Source organism: Actinomyces succiniciruminis (assembly GCF_900002405.1).
Taxonomy (GTDB): Bacteria; Actinomycetota; Actinomycetes; order Actinomycetales; family Actinomycetaceae; genus Actinomyces; species Actinomyces succiniciruminis.
In genome coordinates this window covers 1-655 of the sequence record NZ_LK995521.1, presented here as the reverse complement: position 1 = coordinate 655, position 655 = coordinate 1, and the positions used below count along the sequence as shown (strand labels likewise).

Annotated in this window: 2 protein-coding genes; both read left to right on the top strand. The window is 64.6% G+C overall.

Translation table 11 applies throughout. The annotated features are described in order from the left end of the window. The coding region (locus BN1056_RS09600; protein WP_244671633.1) for an ISAs1 family transposase at nt 1–449 on the top strand (449 nt) is incomplete at its 5' end. A gap of 43 nt (nt 450–492) precedes the next feature. Further along, entirely contained in the window at nt 493–627 is a 135-nt protein-coding gene (locus BN1056_RS14980) for a hypothetical protein (RefSeq protein WP_280516461.1), read from the top strand. The last annotated feature ends 28 nt before the right edge of the window (nt 628–655 follow it).

Genomic DNA, 655 nt, shown 5'->3' with positions numbered 1-655 from the left:
ATGACCTGGCCGGCGCGGTGGTCACTGCTGATGCGTTGCACACCCAGCACGAGACCGCTACCTGGATACGCGACCGGGGCGCCGACTATGTGCTGACGGTCAAGAACAACCAGCCCAGTCTGCAAGCGAGGCTCAAGGCGCTGCCCTGGGCCGACATTCCCGCCGTCACCGGGGTGGACACCTCTCACGGGCGCAGGGTGCGGCGCACCATCAAAGCCGTAGCAACCCCCGCCTGGGTCGACTTCCCCGGCGCCGCCCAACTACTACAGATACGCCGCACCCGCACCAGCGGCGGCAGCAAGAGGAAGTCCAGGCGCACCACCGAGGTCGTCTACCTCATCTGCTCTGTTCCGATGACCGACGCCCAGCCCGAGCAAGTGGCCGCCTGGATACAAGGCCACTGGCCGATAGAAAACCGACTCCACTGGGTAAGAGACGCCCGCCTTTGATGAGGACCGCCACCAGCTGCGCACCGGCAACGCACCCCAGGTCATGGCAACCCTACGCAACCTGGCCATCAGCCTCATCCGCACCACCTACGACAACCCCACCACCAGCATCGCCTCAGCCAACCGCGCCATGACACGAAGACCCACCAAAGCCATCAAACTCCTAACAACCCCCTAACCAACCAACGACTTTGCCGAGCCCCTGC

What these genes read in the sequence shown, in the direction of transcription:
- BN1056_RS14980 (WP_280516461.1), top strand. Translation starts at nt 493, where the DNA reads ATGGCAACCCTACGCAACCTGGCCATCAGCCTCATCCGCACCACCTAC.